Annotated in this window: 14 protein-coding genes and 2 pseudogenes; 5 read left to right on the forward strand and 11 right to left on the reverse strand. The window is 70.9% G+C overall.

Features of this window, described 5'->3' with window-relative positions; translation table 11 throughout:
* Window positions 1–1018, reverse strand: a pseudogene (locus ACFC51_RS06175) (MarR family transcriptional regulator).
* A 492-nt stretch (window positions 1019–1510) separates the two neighbouring features.
* On the opposite strand from ACFC51_RS06175, the gene ACFC51_RS06180 reads away from it, so the two are divergent.
* Window positions 1511–2173, forward strand: coding sequence for a M15 family metallopeptidase (locus ACFC51_RS06180; RefSeq protein WP_376527184.1), 663 nt, complete (start codon window positions 1511–1513; stop codon window positions 2171–2173).
* A gap of 27 nt (window positions 2174–2200) precedes the next feature.
* Here ACFC51_RS06180 and ACFC51_RS06185 read toward each other — a convergent pair whose 3' ends face one another.
* The 3 genes from ACFC51_RS06185 to ACFC51_RS06195 all read right to left on the reverse strand — a co-directional run bounded on the left by ACFC51_RS06185 (window position 2201) and on the right by ACFC51_RS06195 (window position 6847).
* Window positions 2201–3322 (reverse strand): IS630 family transposase, encoded by a 1122-nt coding sequence (locus tag ACFC51_RS06185; protein WP_376527186.1) that lies wholly within the window; start codon window positions 3320–3322, stop codon window positions 2201–2203.
* A 90-nt stretch (window positions 3323–3412) separates the two neighbouring features.
* On the reverse strand, window positions 3413–6334 hold the full coding sequence (locus ACFC51_RS06190) for a M48 family metallopeptidase (RefSeq protein ID WP_376527188.1): 2922 nt from the start codon (window positions 6332–6334) through the stop codon (window positions 3413–3415).
* Complete coding sequence (locus ACFC51_RS06195; protein WP_376527190.1) at window positions 6335–6847, reverse strand: hypothetical protein; 513 nt, start codon at window positions 6845–6847, stop codon at window positions 6335–6337.
* 576 nt (window positions 6848–7423) lie between these two features.
* On the opposite strand from ACFC51_RS06195, the gene ACFC51_RS06200 reads away from it, so the two are divergent.
* Window positions 7424–8170, forward strand: coding sequence for an SAM-dependent methyltransferase (locus ACFC51_RS06200; protein WP_376527192.1), 747 nt, complete (start codon window positions 7424–7426; stop codon window positions 8168–8170).
* A 119-nt stretch (window positions 8171–8289) separates the two neighbouring features.
* Here the strand turns inward: ACFC51_RS06200 and ACFC51_RS06205 are convergent, their stop codons facing one another.
* The 3 genes from ACFC51_RS06205 to ACFC51_RS06215 form a co-directional block, all read right to left on the reverse strand.
* Window positions 8290–10503 carry a HelD family protein gene (locus ACFC51_RS06205; RefSeq protein WP_376528000.1) on the reverse strand — a complete coding sequence of 738 codons (2214 nt, stop codon included), beginning with the start codon at window positions 10501–10503 and terminating at the stop codon, window positions 8290–8292.
* Window positions 10504–10701: 198 nt separating this feature from the next.
* Window positions 10702–11499 (reverse strand): VOC family protein, encoded by a 798-nt coding sequence (locus ACFC51_RS06210; RefSeq protein ID WP_376527194.1) that lies wholly within the window; start codon window positions 11497–11499, stop codon window positions 10702–10704.
* A gap of 102 nt (window positions 11500–11601) precedes the next feature.
* Window positions 11602–12162, reverse strand: a complete 561-nt coding sequence (locus tag ACFC51_RS06215; protein WP_376367265.1) for a TetR/AcrR family transcriptional regulator — start codon at window positions 12160–12162, stop codon at window positions 11602–11604.
* A 166-nt stretch (window positions 12163–12328) separates the two neighbouring features.
* Between ACFC51_RS06215 and ACFC51_RS06220 the strand changes: the two genes are divergently transcribed.
* Both ACFC51_RS06220 and ACFC51_RS06225 read left to right on the forward strand, forming a co-directional pair.
* Window positions 12329–13570 (forward strand): MFS transporter, encoded by a 1242-nt coding sequence (locus ACFC51_RS06220; RefSeq protein ID WP_376367263.1) that lies wholly within the window; start codon window positions 12329–12331, stop codon window positions 13568–13570.
* 240 nt (window positions 13571–13810) lie between these two features.
* A complete protein-coding gene (locus ACFC51_RS06225; RefSeq protein ID WP_376527196.1) occupies window positions 13811–14626 on the forward strand; it encodes a hypothetical protein in 816 nt (271 codons plus the stop codon).
* A 312-nt stretch (window positions 14627–14938) separates the two neighbouring features.
* On the opposite strand, the gene ACFC51_RS06230 is transcribed toward ACFC51_RS06225, so the two are convergent.
* Window positions 14939–15598, reverse strand: a complete 660-nt coding sequence (locus tag ACFC51_RS06230; protein ID WP_376528001.1) for an NUDIX domain-containing protein — start codon at window positions 15596–15598, stop codon at window positions 14939–14941.
* Between the two features lie 74 nt (window positions 15599–15672).
* Window positions 15673–16056, reverse strand: a complete 384-nt coding sequence (locus ACFC51_RS06235; RefSeq protein ID WP_376527198.1) for a DUF4406 domain-containing protein — start codon at window positions 16054–16056, stop codon at window positions 15673–15675.
* Between the two features lie 50 nt (window positions 16057–16106).
* Between ACFC51_RS06235 and ACFC51_RS06240 the strand changes: the two genes are divergently transcribed.
* Window positions 16107–16865 carry a DeoR/GlpR family DNA-binding transcription regulator gene (locus tag ACFC51_RS06240; RefSeq protein WP_376367257.1) on the forward strand — a complete coding sequence of 253 codons (759 nt, stop codon included), beginning with the start codon at window positions 16107–16109 and terminating at the stop codon, window positions 16863–16865.
* A 115-nt stretch (window positions 16866–16980) separates the two neighbouring features.
* Here the strand turns inward: ACFC51_RS06240 and ACFC51_RS06245 are convergent, their stop codons facing one another.
* Together ACFC51_RS06245 and ACFC51_RS06250 are read right to left on the reverse strand one after the other, a co-directional pair.
* Window positions 16981–17613 carry an NADPH-dependent F420 reductase gene (locus tag ACFC51_RS06245; protein ID WP_376527199.1) on the reverse strand — a complete coding sequence of 211 codons (633 nt, stop codon included), beginning with the start codon at window positions 17611–17613 and terminating at the stop codon, window positions 16981–16983.
* A 380-nt stretch (window positions 17614–17993) separates the two neighbouring features.
* Window positions 17994–18197 (reverse strand): annotated as a pseudogene (locus ACFC51_RS06250) (IS5/IS1182 family transposase); the annotation flags it as partial.
* Window positions 18198–18208 lie beyond the last annotated feature (11 nt).

The following is an 18208-nucleotide window of genomic DNA, read 5'->3' on the forward strand; positions in this document are numbered from 1 at the left end:
TCAGGGGGACTTGAGCAAGGTTCTCAGTCCGGCGGTGAACGCGCGTACGTCCTCCTTGCCGGGCCGCCCCGCAGGAGCCTCCGGCGTCTCGTCCCCTCCGGGCAGGCGGCACGGGCGGCAGAGGCCGTCGGGAAGGGCTTCCGGGCGGCCCGGGGTACCGCACTTGGTGCACTCCAGCATCACGCGGTGTACGGGAGCACCCGGTGCGGGCGGCGTCGGGGCGATGTCGACGAGCGGCGGGATCTTGTCGGTGAGGCGGCGGCGTACGAGGCCGACGGGGGAGCCGACCCGGGTGGGGAGCCCGGCGGTGAGGGCCTGCGTGAGGTAGTCCGCGTCCACGCCGCGCGCGAACCACGCGGCGGCGAGGGGCTCCAGGGCCGCGCAGTCGGCGGCGGACAGGGCGAGGCGGGAGTCGACGCGGCCGAGCTGGGCGAGGGCGAGGTAGGCGGGGGAGGGCCCGGCGGGGATCGAAACCGGGGCCGGAACCGGCCGGAACCGCAGCCGGGGGCCGCTGCTGCGGTACTGCGGGCGCGGACCCGGCGGGCATGGGGGGATCGGCGGGCGCGGGCTCGGGTTCGGGTGCTGCCGTGACCGGGTCCTCCGTGGGGACCCGCGCAGATGCAGACGCGGTGGCGGGTCCGGGGGGCGGGGCAGCGGAGACCGACGGAGGGAGCGCCGCCGTGCTGACCTCGGTGGCGGCCCACCACTCGTTGTCGCGTGCGGTGCGCGACCAGAACGTCCGGGACACCCAGCGCACTTGGCCCAACTCGCCGACCAGGCACCGTACGCGCCGCGGATGTCCGGCGGCCGCCAGGGCCTTCAGGGCTGAGGCGACGGCCTGCTGGCCGTACAGCGGAAGCTGCTTGGCGAGGCTCTTGACGTCCATGGAGGCACCGTCGGGCAGGTGGTCGATGTACCCGGCGACGTAGCGCTCACGGGTCGGCAGCAGGGCGAAGTCCGACGCCCCGGCTGGCAGTTGACCGGGCATGGAGCGCTTGCCGTATCCGGGCTTGGCCATCGGGTACGGGCGCGAGGATGCAGGGGTGCGCAGGGCGGGGCTAGGGTGCTGGATAGCCACGAGATCGGGGGTCCTTCGATCTTGAGGTGAGACCCCGGCCTGGTGCTTCTACACCGCGTCGGGGTCGCTTGGTTCTCGCACCGTAGGCAGTCGCCACGCTGCGCCGCAAGTCGGTCACATTTAGTCATACTTGCTGGCCGTGGAGGGTCAGGGAGGGCGGGGAGGTTTCCTTGAACCCCCTTCCTTCCTCCCCGGTCAAAGGCATCGCTCGAATCCCGGCCCTCGGGTCCCGACGCCCGGGTCCCGAAGCTCAAGCGTCGGTCGGAACCCGTGATTCCGGGCCCCGAAAGGCTGAATCGCCGGGGTCGGCGCTCGGACCCCGGGACTCGGGACTCGGGCGCCGGCCAAGCCGTGCCGAGCAGGTACCGTCGGGCCTTCCAGTGCTGTGACCGCATAGGTTCGCCGGTGTGAGCCTTGCGGGATGATCGCCTCATGAGTGAGATCGTGTTGATGTCGGACCCGAAGGTCGCTGCCATACCCGTTGCGGAATGCGGGGAACCTCTCGTCGATGTCCGGCGTGGTGGCTCGTTGCTGGTCGATACGCGCAGGCAGGATCCAGTCCATGCCTTCGCGCACCTGCGGGAAGGTGTGCTGGAGCGGCTACTCAAGGCCCAGGCGATGCTTCCTCCGGGCTTGAGACTGCTGTTCGTCGAGGGGTACCGGCCTCCTGCCCTTCAGCGGGAGTACTTCGAGGAGTACGCCGGTCAGCTGCGGGCCGACCACCGTGAGTGGTCCGCCGCGCAGATCCACGCGGCGGCGAGCCGGTATGTGTCACCTCCCGAGATCGCTCCGCACAGCGCCGGGGCAGCCGTCGATCTCACCCTGGCCGACACCGACGGGCACGAGCTGGACTTGGGCACGCGGATGAACGCGGACCCCGAAGAGAGCGAGGGCGCCTGCTACACCGACGCCGGCAACATCAGCGAGGAGGCCCGCGCCAACCGGAAACGGCTGGACGCCGTGCTCACGGCTGCGGGCCTGGTGAACTACCCCACGGAGTGGTGGCACTGGTCCTTCGGGGACCGCTACTGGGCCCTGATCGCGGGGAAGGCCGCGGCCCTCTACGGCCCGAAAGAGATCGACTCGCACGGCTGACCGGCTCAGCCCTGCCGGACTGACCGGTCACACGACGGCGACGGCAGGGCGCCCGCCCCGGCGGACGCCTTTCTCGCTGCGGACCCGGGCACGTTCGCGTCGCTGGGCCGCCAAGACATCGGGGTGCCGGGCGTTCTGGTTGCGCCGGCGCAGGTAGCGGTGCAACTCACGCGTCTGAACGGTGTGGTTGGGGTGGTTCGAGTTGGCGAGGGTGAACTGTCGCAGCGGTCCGAAGTGCGCCTCGATCGGGTTCGCCCAGGAGGCATTCGTTGGGGTGAAGCACAGTTCAACCTGGCTCTTCGCCGCCCAGCGGCGGATCTTCGCGCCGGTGTGGGCGGAGAGGTTGTCCAGGATGACGTAGATGGGGGCGCCGTCCGGGCGCGTGGCCCGGATCGACTTCAGTGCCGCCAGGGTGTTGGCCGTGCCCTTGCGGCGCCGGTTGACACCCCACAGGGTGTCGTCGACGACCGAGTAGCAGCCGTGGAAGTAGGTGGTCCCGTGGGGGCGGTGGAAGGTCGCCGGCAGCCGATCCGGACGTCCCTTCCTGGCCCAGCAGGACCCGGCGGTCGGGCGGATACCGAGCGGCCCGAACTCGTCGAAGGCGAAGGTCAGGTCGGGCCGCTCGTTGATCGCGTACTCGAACCGGTCCAGCTTGGCGTCGAAGTCCGGGTCGGTGGACTCCTTCCACGTCTTGGTCCGCTGGAACGTCACGCCACGGCGCACGAGCAGGCAGCGCAGGGCCTTACGCCCGATCCGTATCGGACGGGCGATGTTGCGCCGCAGGTGGTCGGCGAGCTTACGGATCGACCAGCGGGTGAAGGGCTTGCCGAGCTTGGTGGGGCGGGTGGTGGCCGTCCGGATGACGAACTCCTCGTCGTCATCGCTGAGCAGGCGGGGACGGCCTCCCGCCCACCGAGGGTCCGGACAGGCCAGCCCGATCTCGTTGAACTTGTGGATCACGTCGCGGACGGTGTCCTCGTCCGCCCGCATGAGCCGGGCGATCATCGGGACGCTGGTCCCGCCCGCCGAAGCCAGCAGCATCATCGCCCGCCGGAACCGCACCGTACTGGTGCTGCCCCGGCGCACGATCCGTTGCAGCTTCTGCCCCTCCTGCTCGATCAGCCTGCGGACCCTGACCGGTTGCGCCACCGCGCCTCCCGCGCTGATCGGACGTGTCGTCACATCCAACGGGCCCGAGGACCACGAACACCACCCCGATGATCGTTTGCGGTCACAGCACTAGGTGTGGTCGCAGATGGCCGTGTGACCCGTCGCGGCCGGGCGTGAGGTGCCCCGATAGCCGCCCTCACGAAGGATCCCGTCGATCCTGGCGTTGGCAGATTCGGCACAGAAGGCCGCCGCTCTCAGGTCGCGCAGGGCGTTCAGCAGGGCGCTGTTGTCACGGGTGTCCAGCGCCTGGGCGCAGCGTTTGCTTCCTGCGTCCGCCAAGGAGGCCATCCGGTGCCAGTCGGCTCGTACGGCACCCTCGGCGGGCACGCGGAACCACAACGTCTCGAACCAGGCAGCCGTCTTCCAATCGCTGCAGACCGACGGAAGTTGCCGGTACAGAACGCCCCAACGGTCGTCGGCGGACTGCGCTGCGCGGAGGGCGGCGGTCAGCTGACGGTCGTACAGGATTGCTACGTCGATGAGCTCGTCACCACGGAGGCGATACCAGGCCCGGATCTGCCTGAGTCGGGTCTTCTCCGAGAGTCGCGGGTCCGGGAGGCCCCATGTCTGCACCAGATCGCGCTGGTACGTGAGGGCGTCGGTCGTGAAGCCGAGCTGGTACCTCCTGACTGCTCCGTCCGTGGCGGTGGCCACGACAGCCGTGGCGCACAGCAGCCCCACGGTGAGGAGCTGAGTGCGAGTCCTGAGGGTCCGTGCGTCCGCATGAGGGGTGACGGGTGCATTCGGTGCCCGTCGTCGGTGGAGAACACAGGCGATCAGTGCGGTGGCGACGGCGGCGAGCGCGGAGAGGACCAGAGCGTTGCTCAGGACATACGTGAACGGGAACAACGGCCGCCACCAGGCCGGCCGCCAGGCGCAGCTGTCCGACAGGACGTTGAGGGGAGTGATGCAGCCGTCCACGGACACGAGAAGGGTCGTGGCGGTGAGCCCTGCGAGAGCTGCTATCTGACCGGCTATCAGGCCACTCAGCAAGCGGTAGCGCCGGTCTGCGGCGCACGCCACGGCGGCGGCCATGGCTGCGGGCAGACACACTGCCGACAGCAGAAGCCAGGTGTACCTCAGGGCATACAGGCCACCCCGCGCCTCCGGTGCCGGTTGCCCGGTGTGGACGTACGCCTGGATGCCCACTACGGCCAGGCACGCGAGTGCCCCAGCCACCAGCCCGGGGCGTACGACTTTGCGCAGCGACGCCACGGGGGCTTCCGCAAGGGCGGCCCGGGTAGGCTCCCAGTCCGGGCTGCTCGCTGCCGGGCCCTTCGCCCAGGCGATCATTGGCAGGACCCACAGGAGCGTGACCGCGAGGGCGCTCATCGGCGTATCGGCAATGTTCCCCAACTGTGGGTGCACCGTGGCGATACCGGGAACCCTGGCCAGCTCACCGACCGCTTCTGTGGAGGGAAGCCAGCGGAGGATGCCGCGGGCGATCATCTCGGCGCTCGGGCTGTCCCTGTTCAGGCTCGTGACCCCGGCAAGCATCCACCAGGTGAGCCACGACATCATGGCGACGGACGAGACGGTGACGCAGAGCGCGAGAGCGGGGCGCAGAGTTTGGCCGCGCGAGGTGCCGATCCATAGACGCGCGCACTGCGTGACCCACCATCCGAAGGTCGCCCCCGCGGCCACGGGTACGAGCAGGACCAGAGGCCGCTCCGGCTGCCAGGACCAGCCCGCGCCGAAGCCGCTCATGACCAGGCCGACCGACATCCCGGCCCCCAGCCAACCTCCGGCCCGGGCTCCGGAGGGCACCCGGGAACCGGTCACCAGGGCGTACGCAACCGCCCGCCACAGGGCGACCACGATCACCCCGGCCACCAGCGCACCGGGGACGACGACGAGGATCGCCATCAGGTTGTTGGTGAAGTTGACGTGATAGAGCGCGATCTGCCGGATCACCTGCGGCACGGCCATGACGGGCACGACGCCGAGGAGGAAGAGCGGCAGGACTGCGGTCCGGAACAATGGCGCCGGGTCGGTGAGTGCTCCCTGACGCAGCCCCCAACGAGGGTGGGTGCGCCACAGGTCCAGGAACGAGTCGAAGGCGCTGCGAGCCGCACTCCGGTGCGGTGCGGCGGTTACCGACCAGCCGTGCGGGTCCGCGCCCCAGCGCACTGCGGTCAGATCTGCGTAGATCTCCCGGCTCCGCAGCGTGTCGGAGCGGGCGAGGTAAAGCAGCACGACCATGACGACGGCCAATGCCCCCGCCCGGTCCAGTTGCGGCACGCCGCCGTCCGCGGTCACCCCGTACATCACGTATCCCAGGCAGAGCACGTACGGCAGCAGCACCAGAGCGAGGAACACCCGCCAGAGGGCCACCGTGAGGTAGGTCAGCGTGATGTCGCGGTTGGCGACATGGGCGAGCTCATGCAGCAACACCGCACGGAAGCGCTTGGGATCGCTGCGGCGCAGAGCGAGCAAGCCGCCGCGCAGACAGATGACGGGACGGCGGGTGCTGCCGAACACCACCGCGCTGACCGAGGTGGACGCGGGGTCGACCACGACCCGGGGCAGTGGCGTCACACCCGTAGCAGCACCCAGCTCACGGAGCTGGGCAAGGACCTCACCCGCTGGATCGACCGATTCCAGCGAGACGGCACGGCTGCCACGGGCCTTCCACCGCGGGAGAACGGCGAAGAGCAGCCCGGCCACGACCATGAGCAGCAGAGGCCAGCAGGCCAGCTGCCACCACGTCGGCGCGGGTGCCCAGGTGGACATGCAGTAGCGGAAGGCTATGCCCTGGCCGGTGATGCTGAGTGATGTGTTCCAGTAGCCTCCGTCAGCAGGATCCACACCTGCCGCAAGGGTGCATCCGGTCACGTCCCCGTCGGCCATGACTCTGAAGACCTCCAGGATCATGGCACCGCCGGCGGTCAGCATCAGAAGCAACAGGGCAACGAACCGGGGGCCCGTACCAGCGCCCAGGACCTTCTCGTCGATCCGCAGCCGCCCATCCGAACCGAGCCCGGCGGACACCTAGTCCTGCCCGCCGACCGGATCCGTGGGCCCCGGCTCCGCCGGAGGATCAGGCGTGGGCGGAGCGGGCGTATCCGACTCGTCGGACAGGACCAGCCGAGCCACCACCGCGTCGGCGAGCTCCTCACCCCGCTCGGCCGGGAACCCGCGCTGCCGAGCCGCTGCCAGGACCTGCGCCCTGACGCGGGCCATCTGCTCCCGCGTCAGCTCCGTGACAACGGCCGGTGGGGCCGACCGTCGTGTCAGCCGCCGCATCCTGCCCGTCACCCTCTCTGTGAGGGTGTTCGTCGCGCTGGTCGCGATCTGCTGCGCCATCCCGTCGAGCACCAGCCACACGATCGGAGTCACCAGCGCGGCGACCTCTCCTATGCCGAATCCCAGCGGCTCGCGACGTGCGTCCTTGCGGCTCAGCCGTCGCGTCACGGTCGCGTCGTCGAAGCGGCAGAGTCCCTCCACGAGCGGCAGCTCATCCGGTGCGACAGCCCTCACGACCGAGCGCACCAGATCGCGCACCGGGTACACCTGTCCATTGCCGGGCCTGTTGGTTCCGGAATCCACTCGTCCCCCAGAAGTCTGCGCGCCCCGGCCCCATCAGAACCGGGTCTGACACGATTCACTGTGGCACGCGAAGTGACGGCCCGACAGGACAATCAGAGACGAGGAGTGCTGTAGCAGAGGCAGTTGTGCTCGGGGCACCGGGCAGGGCGGGCCCCGAGGTTGCCGGAGGCCGAGAGCCCCCTGTGAGCGTCCCTCAGAGCCGCGTCTCCGGCATCTCCTTCTGGTGAACGATGCCGAGGCGCTGCGTCGCGCGGGTCAGCACGTTCATGCCGCTGGTCCCGGACCGGCCGGGCCGCGTGGCCGACGCGTGGCCGACGCGTGGCCGGGTTCGCCCCCGAGTGCCGGGTGTCGAACCCGACGCGTCGGATAAATCGGTGGAGACCCCGGCCGGGACGGCCTAGGGTCGCCGGGTTCGAGATCCACGCGTAGAGGACGAGGTGCTTTTGATGACGGTCCGGGCCACGGCTGCCGACTCCGGTCGGCTGCTCTCCGCAGACGCCATGACCTCATCGAACCGAAGGAACACCTCCCGTGGATCTTCCACGCATTTTCACCATCCGTGAATCCAGCCACCGCATCCACAACCCGTTCACCCCCGGCAAGCTCGCCGCCCTGGGCCAGGCGCTGCACCTGGCGCCCGGTACCCGTGCGCTCGACCTCGCCAGCGGGTCGGGCGAGATGCTGTGCACCTGGGCCCGTGACCACGGGGTCACCGGGACCGGGGTGGACATCAGCACGGTGTTCACCGGGAAGGCGCGCGCCCGCGCCGCCGAACTCGGTGTCGCCGACCGGGTCGCCTTCGTCCACGGCGACGCCTCCGGCCACGTCTCGGACGAGCCGGTCGACCTCGCCGCGTGCGTCGGCGCCACCTGGATCGGGAACGGCGTCGCGGGCACCGTCGAGCTGCTGGCCCGCAGTCTCCGCCCCGGCGGCCTGATGCTGATCGGCGAGCCGTACTGGCGCCGGGACGTGCCGGACGAGGAAACCGCCGTGGCCTGCCACGCGGGCTCCAAGGACGACTTCCTGGTCCTGCCGGAGCTGATCGAGCAGTTCGGCGGCCTCGGGTACGACGTCGTGGAAATGATGCTGGCCGACCAGGACAGCTGGGACCGCTACCGAGCGGCGCAATGGCTCAACCTCCGCCGCTGGCTCGACGGCCATCCCGATGACGAACTGGCCGCGCAGGTACGGGCCGAGCTCACCACCGGGCCGGCCGACTACGCGCGTTACCAGCGTGAACACCTCGGCTGGGGTGTCTTCGCACTGATGGCCCGCTGACGGTCCGGTCGGCGCGGGTCCGGGGAGCAGCTGCCACCCGGGCCCGCGCCGACCGCACGGGGCTCCACGCAGGGCTCCGTACACGGGCTCCGTACGGGATTTCCTTCCGTCGGCACGCCTCAGCGCAGCGACTCCGGCAGCTTCTCCCGGTGCACGATGCCCAGGCGCTGCGTCGCGCGGGTCAGTGCCACGTACAGGTCGCTGGTCCCGAACCGGCCGGGCTCCACGACCAGGACGTCGTCGAATTCGAGCCCTTTCGCCTCACGCGGGCCGAGCAGCACCACCGTGCGGGTCAGATCGGGTTCGTCGCCCGCCGTGATCCCGTCGAGCGGAGCCGCGATCTCCTCGTGCAGTTCGCGCGGTGCGATCACCGCGAGGCGCCCCTCCTCGGGAGTCAGCTCCTCGACGGCCCGCGCCACCGCACCCGCCAGGTCGTCGCCCGAGTCCCGCGTCCACGGAGCCTCGCCCGTCGACCGCACCGAACCGGGCGGCTCGAAGGAGGGGTCCTCCGCCTGTACGACCTTGGCCGCCAGCTCCATGATCTCTGCGGGCGTACGGTAGTTGACCCCCAGCCGCACATGCTCGAAGCGGTCACCGACGTACGGCTCCAGGATCCTCTCCCACGAGCCGACGCCCGCCTCCTCCGAGGTCTGCGCCGGGTCGCCGACCAGGGTCAGCGAGCGGGTCGGCGACCTGCGCATCAGCAGCCGCCACGCCATCGGCGACAGCTCCTGCGCCTCGTCGACGATGATGTGCCCGAACGCCCAGGTCCGGTCGGCGGCGGCCCGCTCGGCCGCACTGCGGTGATCGGCCTCCTCGTGCCGCTCGGCCATGCGCTCGGCGTCGATGATGTCGTGGGCGGCGAGGATCTCCGACTCCTCCTCGTCCTCGAACTCGTACGTCTCCGAGCCCCGGGACAGCTCCAGGACGCCCTGCGCGTAGGCCACCCGCTCCTGGCGCTCGGCCTCGGCGGCGGCCCGCTCGGCACTGTCGTCGGAGCCGAGCAGCTCGGCGGCCTCGTCGAGGAGCGGCACATCGGCCGGGGTCCAGCCGCCCTCGCCGGGAGCCCGCCGGATGGCCTCGGCGTCCTCGTCGGGGACGTACACCGGCTCGGCCAGGTAGTCGGCGAGGAAGCCCTGCGGGGTGAGCAGCGGCCACAGTTCTCCGATCGCGGCGTGCACCTCCTCGCTCGTGGCGACGCTCTTGCCGAGCTGGGCGACATCGTCCGCGCCCAGGAAGTTGGGGCCTCCGTACGGGTCCGCGCCGATGCGCTCGGTGAGCTGCGCGGTGAGGGCGTCGATGACGTGGAAGGTGAAGTACGGACGCGCCAGGTTGTGGGGCAGCCGCGTCTCGCGGGCCGCCTGCCGCGCCTCGTAGGCGATCTCCCAGTCCAGGACGAGGTCACCGTCGTCGTGCGGGACGATCACGGGCGCCCCCGGTTCCGGCAGCGCCTGGCGGTCGCGTACGGCGAGGGCGAGCGCCTCGGCCATCGCGGCCCCGCCCTTGACGGCCGCCGCGCGGGCGGAGTCGGTGTCCCGGGCGTGGACCCCGGGGAACAGCTCGGCCTGCGTGGCGAGCATGACCCCGGTCTCGCCGAGGGCGGGCAGCACCTCGCCGATGTAGCGCAGGAAGGCCGGGTTGGGGCCCACGACCAGGACCGCGCGCTTGGCCAGGAGCTCGCGGTGCTCGTAGAGGAGGAAGGCCGCACGGTGCAGCGCGACCGCCGTCTTGCCCGTGCCGGGGCCGCCCTCGACGACGAGGACACCACGGTGCGGGGCGCGGATGATCCGGTCCTGCTCCGCCTGGATCGTCCGCACGATGTCGCCCATGCGGCCCGTACGCGCGGAGCTGAGCGCGGCGAGCAGCACGGCGTCACCGGTCGGGTCCTCGAAGCCGCTGCGTTCGTCGTCGCCCAGGTCGAGGATCTCGTCGTGCAGCTCGGTCACCGTGCGGCCCTCGGTGGTGAGGTGTCTGCGCCGGCGCAGCCCCATGGGCGTGTGCCCGGTGGCGAGATAGAAGGGCCGGGCGACAGGTGCCCGCCAGTCGATCAGAAGGGGCGTGTGTGCGGTGTCGTCCTCACGAATTCCGATACGGCCGATATGGTGCGCGGCACCGTCCCGGAGGTCGATTCGGCCGAAGCACAGCGAGCCGTCCACCGCATTCAGGGCGGCCAGCAGACCCGAGCGCTCGGAGACGAGGACATCGCGCTCCAGCCTGGCCTGCAGGCCGTTCCCCACCGGCGTCAACGCCTCCTCGACGCGCCGCGCGGTGGTCCCGCGCAGCTCGTCGACACGGTCGTAGACCCGGTCGATGAATTCCTGCTCCTTCTGCAATTCGACGTTTTCGCGAGTTGACAAAATCGCTCCCAGCCGGATATGGTGTTTCTAGTGGCCCCCGGTGAGGGGCCTTTTCTGTGGGCGCACAGAATCACTCAATATACGTGAGGAAATCCCCGGTCCGCAATTGCGGTCGGGGATTTCCCGTGTCCGGGCGGGAGAAGCCCGTGCCGTCGCGCCGCAGGCCCGTCGGGTTCAGCTCCGGGCCGGGGTGAGCACCACGAACTCCGCTCCCCACGGGTCGAGGCAGACAGCCAGCCGGCCGACCCCCTCCGCGTCCTCGGGTCCCATCTGCAGGCTGCCCCCGTTGCCGGTGACCTCGGCGGCCGCGGCATCGCAGTCGGCGACGGCGAACACCGGGTGCCAGTACGGCTTTCCGCCCGTCCGGGTGAGGTGCTGCTCGGAGAGCTGCATGAGGCCGCCGTGCATGCGGTCCTCGGGGAGCCCGGAGGGCGTGACGAGGGTGTACGCGCCACCCCCGCCCGGCATCTCCATCTCACCGAACTGCCAGCCGAGGACCGTGCCGTAGAACTCCTTCGCCGCGTTGACGTCGGTCGTGTACAGCTCCGTCCACGACAGCGAGCCCGGCGCGTCCACCAGGTCCACACCCTTGGTGCTCCCGGGCTGCCATACGGCGAACTGGGCCCCCTGCGGGTCGGTGTACTGGGCCATGCGACCCCACTCGTCGAGGTCCCTCGGAGCCAGCCGTACCGTGCCGTTCCCGGCTTCCACCGCCCGGGTGGTGCTCTCGGCGTCGGCGACGCTGTAGTAGATCATCCAGGCGGAGCGGGCGCCTTCCTCGGTGAGCTTCCCCAGCCCGGCGACGATGCTGCCGTCCTTCCGGAACATGCCGCCCTCAGGTTCGTCGGGCGAGCCCATCGACTCGAAGCTCCAGCCGAGGACCGTGCCGTAGAACGCGGCTGCGGCCCGGACGTCGGGCGTCCCGAGGTCCAGCCAGCAGGGCGAACCGGGGACGAAATCGGTGGTGATCACAGCGCTTTCCTTCCGAAGATCCAGGGCTTTCAGCGTGGCACCGCCCGGCGGGCACCGCCTGTCGAGCGCGGCCTGTCCCCCCGGGGCCTGTCGTCCGGAAGGTCAGGCCCCTGCCGCGGAGGCGAGGGCGTCGACGACGGCGGCGACGTCCTCGCGGCTCATCGGGTCGGCGTCCATGGAGTTGTGGATGGTGAGCCCCTCCACCAGTGCGTCCAGGGCGCGGGCCGTCCTGGGGTCGAAGTGCGTGCTCAGCGAGGTGCGGCTGGCGCGCATCCAGGACCGGGTGACCTCCAGCAGTGCCGGGTTGCGCGAGGCGAAGGCGTACAGCTCGTAGCAGAGGAGGAGCTCACGGGTGCTTCCCCGCTCCGGGCCGCAGATGATCTCCACGACCGCGGCGCGCGCCTCCCGGGCCGTGGTCGCGGCGTCCAGCTGCGCGCGGTACCGCGTGGACATCGACTCGGCGAGGCGGGTGAAGGCCTCGACGAGCAGCTGCTGCATGCCGTCGAAGTAGTACGTCATCGATCCCAGCGGGACGCCGGCGGTCTCCGCGATGCGCCGGTGCGTGGCACCCGTGACGCCGCGCTCGGCGATCACCTCCAGCGTCGCGTCGATGATCCGGTCGCGGCGGCCCGGGTCGTTCGGGCCGCGAGAGCTCCCCGTCACAGTCGTCCTCTTCCTCTGCTCGGCGCAGGAGTGTACGTTTGTACATACTCATCCGGGGGTGGCGTCCGCCCGGCCGTGTGCGCGTCCTCGTGCGCGCCTCGTACGCGTTCCGCACTCCGCTCGCGCACCCTGCTCGCACTCCGCTTCCGAAAGAGCACGTCAACTGATGGACCTGGCCACGCGTCGCCGCCGAGCGGCATTGTTCCTCTTCTTTCTCATACCCGGCCTGTCGATCTCCTCCTGGGTGACGCGGACCCCTGACATCAGGGATCAACTGGGCGCGTCGACGGCGCAGATGGGGCTCATCCTCTTCGGCCTGTCCGTCGGCTCGATGCTCGGCATTCTCACCTCCGGGGCGCTGGTGGCACGGTTCGGCACCAGGCCGGTGATGGGCGTCGGCACGGTGCTGATCATCGTCAGCATGGCCGTCATCGCCTGCGGCGCCCTGCTCTCCTCCGCGCCCGCCGTCACGGCCGGGCTGTTCCTCTTCGGCGCCGGTATGGGAGGCGGAGAGGTCGCGGTCAACATCGACGGCGCCGAGGTCGAGCGGATCACCGCCCGGACGGTGCTGCCCACCCTGCACGGCTTCTTCAGCCTCGGCACCGTCGTGGGTGCCACCCTCGGCATCCTGTGCACCGCCGTCGAATTCCCCGTGCAGTGGCACCTGGCCGCCATGGCCGTCGTCACCGCCGGCATGTTCGTGTACGCCTTCCGCGCCATCCCCGCGGGGGTCGGGAGGACCAAGGGCGCGGGGGCGGCCGACAGCGGTGCGGCGCCGGTGAAGGCGGAGGTCTGGAAGGACCGGCGGCTGCTGCTGATCGGCGGCGTCATCCTCGCCATGGCCCTGGCCGAGGGCGCCGCCAACGACTGGCTGCCCCTGCTCATGGTCGACGGCCACGGTGTGGACCCCGCACTGGGATCGGCGGTCTACGCGGGCTTCGCCGCCGCCATGACGCTCGGCCGCTTCTGCGGCGGCTTCTTCATCGACCGCTTCGGCCGGGCCCCCGTCGTCCGTGCCAGCGCACTGTCCGCGGCCCTCGGGCTCGCCCTCGTCATCTTCGCGGACTCGCCGGTCCTGGCCGGGGCCGCCGTGCTCTTCTGGGGCCTGGGCGCCTCGCTCGGCTTCCCCGTCGCCCTCTCCGCGGCCGGCGACTCTGGCCCCGACCCGGCGGCCCGCGTCAGCCTCGTGGCGATGATCGGCTACATCGCGTTCCTCGTGGGGCCGCCGGGCCTCGGCTTCCTCGGCGACCACTACGGGCTGCGCTCCGCCATGATCCTCGTCCTCGGGTTCGTCGCCGTCGCCGTCTTCCTCGCCCCGGCGATCGGCCCGCGGCGTACGGCTGTCGCTGACCACGCGGCCCCGGCCAAGGACCGTACGGTGAACGAGCGGCGTCCCACGGACAGGTAGCCGATTCCTCCCAGAAGAGCCGGTCGGTGCGCACGGCCGCGTGGGTCCACGAACCGTACGCACGCCCACGCGCGGCCCTGGACGCCGATCACCGCCGCCGAGCGTCCACGCGACACCGTGCTTCGGCCACCACGGGGAGGCCGCTGCCGGCGGGGCGGTCGATACCCTCTTGACCTGGGAAAATCGCAAGCCCCACACTGACCCGGCCCCCGCGCGGGGGAGGAGCGAGGGGGGACCCACATGATGACGGCCGAGACCTGTCAGAGCCGCTGCGAGCAGTTGTTCCTGGCCGGGGGGCACGCAGCTGTGCGGCGTGCCGCGCAGGAGGGGCTGGACGAGCTCGGCCCCCAGGCCGATCTCTACTGCTGGCTGGCTCTCGGGCACGCCGTGGAGGACGACGACGACCACGATGACCGGGCGGAGGAGGCGTTCCGGGCCGGACTCGCTCTCGACGCCGACCACCTCGGGCTCCTCGCCGGGTACGCCGAACTGTGCCTGCGCGCCGACTCCTTCGAGCATCCCGGGCGCGCCGCCCGGGCCGTGGACCTCTCCCGCAGGCTCAAGGAGCTGGCACCGCGGTCCGCCGAGGCGGAACAGCTCGCCGCCGCCGAGCGCTGGGCACGGCGTGGCTACTGGGAGGACATCAGGATGAAGGCGGCGGTTCGTGCGGTCGCGGGGCGCGACACCGAGGCGCAGGCCCGTGCGCTGGCCCAGGACCTCGCGCAAGGGGGCGGGGCCATGACGTCGGACGCCGGCATCGCCGACCGTGACGCCACCGTCCGCGCCGCGACGATTGCTGCGCTGTCCGGTCCGTGGAACGCCCCGGTACGTGTCCTCGGCCGGCACCGCACGGTTGCCTGGTCGCTCTGCTTCGTCCTCTGTTTCCTCACCAACACGCTGTTGCGGCAGACGGGTGTGGTGACGTCCTTCAGCGTGTGGGGCTGGATCTGGCTGGCACCTCTCCTGGTCGTCGACCGGCGCTTCGCCGCCGTCCGGAAGGAAGCGGAGGCCGATCACGTCGCCCGCCTCGAAGCCGAACTTGCCGAACGCCACTGACCGATCCCGTCCGCACGACAGCCCGGTGTGCCCCACGGAAGGTCCAGGTGCACCTGGTTCCCGGACCGCGAGTACTTCATGAGCGGCGCCAGCGGTCCCTGGGCCTACGACTCCGAGTGGAAGGACGGCGACGCCGGCCTCTTTGGGAAAGGCCTGCGGCCGCCTGCCTACGGGGTCGTGCGGCATGGGCAGAGGCCACTCGTGCGCGGGACGACTCTGCGGGCGGAGGAAAGCCCGCGCAGCAGCTGTGCGGGCGGAGGAAAGCCCGCACAGCTGCTGCGCGGCAACGAAGGGCCTAGGCCTCCGACGCGCTCAGTGGGCACCGGCCGCCGGGGCGAACGGGCCTTCCAGCGCAGCCCATTGCAGCAGCATGATGGTCTTGCCGTCGCAGATCCGTCCGTCGCGCGTCATGGCGAGGGCCTCCGGGAAGGGCAGTTCGAGGACCTCGATGTCCTCCCCCTCCTCCTCGACCCCGCCGCCCGCACCGGTCATGTCTGCCGGTGTGTAGGGGGCGGCGAAGAAATGGAGGCGCTCGGTGACGGAACCGGGGCTCATGTAGGCGTCCAGGACGTGGGTGAGCGGTCCGAGATCGACCCCGAGTTCCTCCGCACTCTCCCGCCGGACGGCGGTCATGGGGTCGTCCGCGTCGAGAAGTCCCGCCGCGGCCTCGATGAGCATGCCGTCTGGATGGTCGTTGACGTACGCCGGGTAGCGGAACTGGCGGGTGAGCAGGACGCGTCCGCGTTCGGTGTCGTACGGCAGGACGACGGCGCCGTTGCCCCGGTCGTAGGTCTCGCGCTGCTGGGTGACCCGGCGCCCGTCGCGGCGGCGGAAGTCGAAGGTGGTGCGCCGCAGCACGTGCCAGCCCTGCGAGGTGAGTTCGACGTCGCGGACGATGACGTCGGGGTTGCGGTCCAGCCCGCGCCCGGCACGGTCGAGGCCAGTGCGTCCGCGGTGGTCGGGGGTGTCGATGCCGGGACCGGCGCGGTGGTCGTGGGGGGCGAGGTCGCCGTGCCCGCGATGACCGAAAGCGTCGGAGCGGGTGTTCACGCGGCCTCCTGCGGGGTGCGGGTCGGGATCTGCGCCACGTCGTCGTAGACGGGCAGGCCCAGGCGACGGGCGGTGGCGACATCCTGGTCGGCTCCGGCGGAGTCGCCGGGCAGGCGCAACACGGCGTCGCAGTGGGTGAGCAGGCGCTGGGCGGTGGGATAGAGCACCTGGTCGGCGAGGGGGTCGGTGGGGCCGGCGCCCGCCGAGTGCAGGACGGGCAGCGCGATCCACTCGCCGATCACGGGGAGGTGGCCGGCGGCGAAGACCGGCCACGCGGCTGCTTCGAGTCGTGCGAGGTTGTCGGCCATGGCCTGAGGATTGCCGTCGGTGCCGGACCGGTAGGGCCCGGCGATGAGGATGAGCATGGGCTTGTCGGTCATGACGCGCTACCATACATGCAGAAACGTGCAACAACGGGAGAGAGTGCGAAATGCTGGCTGCTGAACGGCGCGACCACCTGCTGGGTCTGCTCGCCCGCGAGGGCAAGATCGTGGCCAAGGATGTCGCCTCCGAGCTGGGGATCTCCGAGGACAGCGTGCGGCGCGACCTCCGGGACCTCGCGGGCGAGGGGCTGTGCCAACGGGTCTACGGCGGCGCACTGCCGGCGTCCCCCGCCGTGGTGAACTACAAGGCCCGGCAGACCGTGGCCCCCGACGGCAAGCGCAAGGTGGCAGCGACGGCCGCCGGGCTGGTGAGGCCGGGCGGCACGCTGATCCTCGACGGCGGAACCACCGCCCTCGCCGTCGTCCACGCCCTCCCGCGCGAGCTGGAGTGCACCGTGATCACGCACAGCCCGACGATCGCCGCGGCCCTGATCGACCATCCCCGCGCGGAGGTCTTCCTGCTCGGCGGCCGGATCTTCAAGCACTCGGCGGTCGCCTGCGGCGCGGCGGCGGTCGAAGCGGCACAGAACGTCTCCGCAGATCTCTGCCTCCTCGGCGTCACCGGCGTGCACCCCGAAGCGGGACTGACCACCGGTGACGCCGACGAGGCGGCGATGAAGCGCGCCCTGGCCGCGCGGGCGGCGGACACGTACGTCCTCGCCTCCTCCGAGAAGATCGGCACCGCGTCGCGGTTCCGTGTCCTGCCCTGGGAGGAGATCAGCGGACTGATCACCGACGCCGGCCCGCACGACCCGGTGATCGGGCAGCTCACGGAACGCGGCGTCGAGATCCTGACGACGGGCTGACGGGCTGACGGGCTGACGGGTTGACGGGTTGACGGGCTGACGGGTTGAGAGGCCGATGGGCTGAGAGGTCGACGGGCTGAGAGGCCGACGGGCCGACAGGCTGGTCGGGGCCTGCCTACGAGGTCTGTGCGGGACGGGGCACCACGCTGATGTTGAACGTGTGGGATCCCAGGCCGTTCGCGATGCCCATGAAGAGCAGGGCGAAGTGCTCCTGGCCGCGTGCGGTGGTGATGCCACCGAGGTCCAGCTGGGACGACGAGGGCCAGCCGAGGTCGGCGAGCAGCCGGCCTGTGGTGCGCTTGGCCTCGGGGTCGTCGCCGGAGAGGAAGACGGTGCTCGGACCGGCGAGTCCGTCCGGGGCGGTCATCACGGTGGAGTCCATGGTGCACAGCGTCTTGACGACGGGGGTCAGAGGGAAGGCCTCCTGGATCTGTTCGCCCAGGCTGCTGTTGGGGTGCGAGAGCTCGGTGAAGTCGTCGGAGAGGCCGACCCCGACATCGATCAGCAGGGTGCCGGCCAGCGCCGGTGCCCCGATGGAGCGCAGCAGCTCCACGGAGACCGCTCCCGGGGTGGCGTTGACCAGTACTTCCGCGTGGGCCGCCGTCTCAGGGAGTCCTGCCACCGGAAGGTCTGACTCCTTCCGTTCCTCGGGGTGGCGGGAGCCGAGGAGTACGTCATGTCCAGCGGCGTTCCAGCCTTGGGCGAGTGCTTGGGCGACGTTGCCTGTGCCGAGAAGTCCGATACGCATGGAGTGACGCTAACTCCGCCCAAGGGCAACGGAATCGGGCTTCGGACCCAGCGGGGACCGGCACCTTGGGCGTAGTCCTGTGGGCCCCGCATCCTCACGGGATACGCGGTGTCCGCGGGGCGGCTGAGTACGCGTACCCACTCCGCGCGGGGTGGCCGGGCCCATCCGCGGCACTCCTCACCGGCCTGACGTCCCCGTATGACCTAGAGAGCCGCGACAACCACCCCTGCACCGACCGGGTATCGCACCGGCGCCATCGTCCGCTGGGCCCTCGGAGGCGTCGCACTCGTCGGTGTCGCTGCCGCGAACTCGCCGATGGTCCGCTTCGAGGTGCGAGGTCATCCGGACATGTCAGATGGCGCCTGGGGCTGTCCGGGCGATCACGTGCGGAGCCAGATGACGAGAGCGGCGGCGGTTGCGGTGCCGAGGCCGACGTAGCCGCGCTTGTCGTAGCGTGTGGCGACCGCCCGGAACTGTTTCAGGCGGTTGATCGATCGCTCGACGGTGTTGCGCATTCTGTAGCGGCCCTCGTCGAAGCCGGGTGCACGCCCGCCGCGTGAGCCTTTGCGTAGGCGGGCGGCCTGGCTGTCAGAAT

Origin of the sequence: Streptomyces sp. NPDC055962 (assembly GCF_042270185.1) — a bacterium.
Lineage (GTDB): Bacteria > Actinomycetota > Actinomycetes > Streptomycetales > Streptomycetaceae > Streptomyces.

Bases quoted from the DNA above. Each gene is read 5' to 3' on its own strand.
- ACFC51_RS06180 (WP_376527184.1), top strand. From the start codon at position 1,511: ATGAGTGAGATCGTGTTGATGTCGGACCCGAAGGTCGCTGCCATACCC.
- ACFC51_RS06220 (WP_376367263.1), top strand. From the start codon at position 12,329: ATGGACCTGGCCACGCGTCGCCGCCGAGCGGCATTGTTCCTCTTCTTT.
- ACFC51_RS06225 (WP_376527196.1), top strand. From the start codon at position 13,811: ATGATGACGGCCGAGACCTGTCAGAGCCGCTGCGAGCAGTTGTTCCTG.
- ACFC51_RS06235 (WP_376527198.1), bottom strand. From the start codon at position 16,056: ATGACCGACAAGCCCATGCTCATCCTCATCGCCGGGCCCTACCGGTCC.
- ACFC51_RS06240 (WP_376367257.1), top strand. From the start codon at position 16,107: ATGCTGGCTGCTGAACGGCGCGACCACCTGCTGGGTCTGCTCGCCCGC.
- ACFC51_RS06245 (WP_376527199.1), bottom strand. From the start codon at position 17,613: ATGCGTATCGGACTTCTCGGCACAGGCAACGTCGCCCAAGCACTCGCC.